This is a genomic window from Bradyrhizobium retamae, from assembly GCF_001440415.1.
GTDB classification, from domain to species: domain Bacteria; phylum Pseudomonadota; class Alphaproteobacteria; order Rhizobiales; family Xanthobacteraceae; genus Bradyrhizobium; species Bradyrhizobium retamae.
Map to the genome: position 1 here is coordinate 1 of NZ_LLYA01000053.1, position 3,823 is coordinate 3,823.

Annotated in this window: 4 protein-coding genes; all 4 read right to left on the minus strand. The window is 61.4% G+C overall.

All coding sequences use genetic code 11. The annotated features are described in order from the left end of the window. Window positions 1-84 precede the first annotated feature (84 nt). From CQ13_RS08365 to CQ13_RS08375, 4 genes are read right to left on the minus strand one after another with little or no spacing between them, the layout of a single operon-like run. A complete protein-coding gene (locus CQ13_RS08365) occupies window positions 85-1,089 on the minus strand; it encodes a site-specific integrase (protein WP_057842522.1) in 1,005 nt (334 codons plus the stop codon). After that, a complete protein-coding gene (locus CQ13_RS45425) occupies window positions 1,086-1,673 on the minus strand; it encodes a tyrosine-type recombinase/integrase (protein ID WP_245309094.1) in 588 nt (195 codons plus the stop codon). Before CQ13_RS45425 ends, CQ13_RS08365 begins: the two co-directional genes overlap by 4 nt. Beyond that, complete coding sequence (locus CQ13_RS45430) at window positions 1,585-2,451, minus strand: hypothetical protein (protein ID WP_245309092.1); 867 nt, start codon at window positions 2,449-2,451, stop codon at window positions 1,585-1,587. Before CQ13_RS45430 ends, CQ13_RS45425 begins: the two co-directional genes overlap by 89 nt. After that, window positions 2,448-3,677: a site-specific integrase gene (locus CQ13_RS08375; RefSeq protein ID WP_057842523.1), complete on the minus strand. Its 1,230-nt coding sequence runs from the start codon at window positions 3,675-3,677 to the stop codon at window positions 2,448-2,450. Before CQ13_RS08375 ends, CQ13_RS45430 begins: the two co-directional genes overlap by 4 nt. Window positions 3,678-3,823: the final 146 nt, after the last annotated feature.

Consider the following 3,823-nt stretch of genomic DNA (forward strand, 5'->3'; position numbering starts at 1 on the left):
TAATCGCGAGGTGGCGGTAATGTGAAGGAACGCCGCCGGATGCGGGATTGATACTGTTTTTGATTGACGCTCCTTCGCATTATTTCAGAGCGTGTCGAGCCAGGCGAGCAGGCTCGTATCCCGCTTCCATGACGGGGGATGTCGTGCCGATTCCGGAGCACCGACCTGTTCCAGCGCCTTTCGCTTCGTTTCCAGATTGGCCCTGGCATAGTGATTGGTGGTGTCGAGGCTCACATGACCAAGCCAGCTACGGATAACGGTGACGTCGACACCCGCCGAGACGAGGTGTACGGCGGTGGCGTGTCGGAAGCTGTGCGGCGTCACATGCTTAGTCCGCAACGTTGGCGTGGTTTCGGCCGCCGCCTTCACATAGGCCGCAAGCTTGAACCGAACGCCGGATGCGCTGAGCGGCTCGCCATAGCGGTTGACGAACAGCCGCTGGTCCAATGCACGCGGCTGTCGCTCCAGCAGCGTTTTCAGCAACAGCACGGTTTCCGGCCAGAGTGGGCAGATGCGTTCCTTGCGGCCCTTGCCGGTAAGACGAACGCAACTTGGGCTATCGAAGCGGATCGCCCTGGGACACAGATCGAGAGCCTCCTGTATCCGTGCCCCGCTGTTGTAGAGGAACGAGAGCAGTGCGTGATCGCGTATGCCTTCGAGTGTGGAGCGGTTTGGCTGGGCAAGGATCGCTGCTACCTCCGCTGGGTCCAGATAACAGGGTTCCGACACCGGCGCCCGCTTGACTGGGATGTGAAGGATTTCCACGCACTGAGCGATCGATGCGGGGTCCTTGGTTGCGACGAAGTTGAAGAAGCTGCGGATCGCGGCAAGCCTGCAGTTGCGCGTGCCGATCGTACCGCCGCGGTCGTACTCGGCGTGACCGAGGAAGGCAGCCACCCCGTCGGCAGTCAGATCGGACAGTGTGATCACCGCCACCTTCTTTTCCGCGCGTTGTGCGGCGAACCGCAGGAACAGCCGCCAGGTGTCACGATAGGACCGGACCGTGTGGATCGATGCATTGCGTTGCTCGACGAGCCATTCGTAGAAGAACGCACGCATCAAATCCGGGAACGCGTTCGCCTTGTTCATGGCCGCACCTCCTGCCCCAGATCGAGGCATGGCGCGCCTACGGCCCTGAACCGCTCGTTCGCAAGATGCAGCAGGTCTTGTGTAACGGTGATGTAGATGAGGGTGGAGTGGATATCCTTATGGCCAAGATATGTCGCGAGGAACGGCAGCCGGTCTTGCGGATTGATACCCGAGCGGTACCACTCGAGGATACGGTGCACGACCATCGAGTGGCGCAGGTCATGAAGACGGGGACCCATTCGCCCTTCTGGCGGCTTCAGCCCGGCTCGGCGGATCACGTCGACGAGCAACAAGGCGATGACCTGCTTTGTATAGCGGGCGTTGCGCCCCTCGTGCCAGAACAGGGCGGAGTGTGGATCCTGCGGTGCACCGGCCTGCTGCCGCGCATCGAGATAAGCCCGAAGCTCGGCGATCACGCTGTCAGACAACGGCAGGATCCTCGTCTTGTAGAACTTGGTCTGCCGGATCGTGATTGTGCCGACGCGGAAGTCAACGTCACCAAGATCGAGACGGGCAAGCTCGCCACGCCGAAGCCCCGCGCAATAGGCCAGCAGAAGCATGGCATGAATGCTCGGCGCACGCAGCGGAGCCCGTTGCGAAGGATAGGAATGGGCAATATCGAGCATCTGCCGTATGTCGGTCGGCGTATAGATGTAAGGCTTGCGCCACTGCTTCGCTAAATTCCTTCTGCGGTCGCGGGTCCGGGCGGCGCGGCGGGAGCGACGGATTCTTATGGCGCAGGACCCTCGCAAGGATCCGCTCCAGTTTCTCACATTCCGCAGCGTGATTGAGTGCCGTTATTGCCTTCTTCCAATGCTCCAGCATCACCTCGATCGGTTCATCCTGCAACGCAGGATTCAACTGCAGGAACCGATCGAACCGCAAGAACCATGCGGTCTGCGAGGTGTATTTGTATCCTCTGTTGCGCATCAGCGCGACGTGCTCGGCCATGATCCCGCCCAGCATGCTGCCGAACGGCTTGGGCTGGCGGAGTTCGGCAAGGGTCTGTTCGGGGTCATGCGACGCCAGTGCGCGCCAGATCGGCCGACATCGCTTGATATTGCATGCCTCGCACAAGGCGGTGACGGGATTGCGCTCGATCGCTCCGATGTTCAGAAGGTGATCGAGGAACCGATCGATGATGCGGGTGCGGTTCAGCAGCGTCGTCGCCATCCAATGGTCGGACAATGTCTGCAGCCAGGCCACCAGAACATCCTTGCCGAGCTCGGCATGGCGTTCAGCGACGTCCTGGAAGCTGTTCAGCACCTGCCTGTAAGAGGCGCAGCTGTCGGCGTGGTGCAGGCCAAGGCCTGCCAGATAGCGCGCGATCAACTGCCGTTCGGGATCGGGCCATGTTGTCATGACAGCAGCTCCGCTTCCGGCACGTCGAGTGCGATGGCCCTGAGGTCCTCGGTGGCAAGCTTGAGATAGGGCACCGTGGATTCCGCCGACCGGTGCCCGAGCAAATCACCGATGACCTTCTGCGGGACCGATGCGCGCAACATCTCGACCGCGCGTGCATGTCGGAAGATATGGGCACCGCTCTTGCCCGGCAGCTTGACACCGGCGTGGCGCAGCCGGCGTCGTACCACGCTGTCCAACATCCTGAGCTTGCGATAGGGAGCGCGCATGCGGATGAAGATTTCCCGGGCGTCGATCGCCGGCCGCCCCGCACGCAAATAAGCAAGCACTGCTTCGCCGACCGGCTCCATCAGGGGCAGGAAGGAACAGGCCTTGGTCTTGGTGTGCCGGATGCGGATCGATTCCGCCCGCCAGTTGATGTCATCAAGCCGCAGGTTGCAGATTTCACTCGACCTCAGGCCATAGGTCGCGAGCAGTTGCAGGATCGCATGGTCCCTCAACCCCCTCAGTGTCCTGTCCTTTCCCACAGCCCTCAGGACGGCGGCAACTTGATCTCGCTCCAGAATCGAGGGCACCCCCTCATAGGCGTAGATCAGCGGACCGATGACATGCGGCGACAAGTCGATCGCGGTACGGCCGACCCGGTGCAGATGCCGCAACAAAGAGCGCAAGCGGTTCGCGACGGCGCTCAACGATTTGCGTGTCAGCTTCGGCGCGCGCATTTCCATATAGCGGTCGATGTCGTCGACCCTCAGGCTCATCAGGCTATTGTCACCGTTCTGCCTGAACTGCCAGGTCAGGAAGTGCCGGGCCTCCCAGATCAAAGCCTCGATGCTGGCGGGGGCGAGGCCTCGCGCCTCACGAAGCCAGACCCCGTATTCGTCGCAGATCGCAAATCGCTCGGCCTCGGCGGCGCAGGCTGCTTTCGGAGGGGGTGGCCACTGGCCCTGCACAAGCCGCAGCAGCGCATGGATTCCGGCGCGCGGGATCGGGTGCTGGTGTGGCCCTGATCGACCATGGCGTTTGCGCAACATCCCACTCGCATGGCTTATGTATGTCGACACCAGCGCCTCGGTCACGTTCTCAACCTGGATTTCCCGCCATTCGAGATAATCGAGGAATCTGCGCGCGCACCCGCAGTAGTTACTGATCGTCCTCGGGTGATAGCGCTGGCCGGCCAGTACGGCCTTGAGCTCGGCGATCGGGTCTTCACTGGATTTCAGCATCATCGACTCCTCTGCTGGTCAAATGACTGCAGAGGTCGCAGAGAAATAATGCGGAGCAAAGCCGGTACCAAATCAGCAGAATTCCTCGATATTCTCGCGTCGAACCGGCGTTCCTTCACATTACCGCCACCTCGCGATTAGCCGGC

Excerpts from the sequence above, each read along its gene's own strand:
- CQ13_RS08375 (WP_057842523.1), bottom strand. The coding sequence starts at position 3,677 with ATGCTGAAATCCAGTGAAGACCCGATCGCCGAGCTCAAGGCCGTACTG.
- CQ13_RS45430 (WP_245309092.1), bottom strand. The coding sequence starts at position 2,451 with ATGACAACATGGCCCGATCCCGAACGGCAGTTGATCGCGCGCTATCTG.
- CQ13_RS08365 (WP_057842522.1), bottom strand. The coding sequence starts at position 1,089 with ATGAACAAGGCGAACGCGTTCCCGGATTTGATGCGTGCGTTCTTCTAC.